We start from the raw sequence: 257 nt of genomic DNA, 5'->3' as shown, positions 1-257 counted from the left end.
GCATGTCATTTAAACAATCTGAATAAATAAATATCAGATCGAACTTTACGCAAGCTATAAAAATTGCTTTACAATGATTTGCTCAATTTTATAGATCGGCTATGACATTGAGGAAATTTTCGAGCCAAATCAATATGCGAACCCGTGCCAAAATTTGTGGAATTACCCGAGTTGAAGATGTACATGCTGTAGTCAATGCAGGCTGTGATGCGATTGGATTTGTATTTTATCCGCCGAGTCCACGTAGTGTGACTTTA

Annotated in this window: 1 pseudogene; it reads left to right on the top strand. The window is 37.0% G+C overall.

The features are described from left to right. Positions 1-134 precede the first annotated feature (134 nt). Positions 135-257, top strand: a pseudogene (locus B4033_RS04750) (N-(5'-phosphoribosyl)anthranilate isomerase); the annotation flags it as partial.

Source organism: Acinetobacter sp. UBA3132, from assembly GCF_002364825.1.
Taxonomy (GTDB): Bacteria; Pseudomonadota; Gammaproteobacteria; order Pseudomonadales; family Moraxellaceae; genus Acinetobacter; species Acinetobacter schindleri.
Note: the sequence above shows the minus strand (reverse complement) of the source record. Positions and strands in the feature narration are given on the sequence as shown.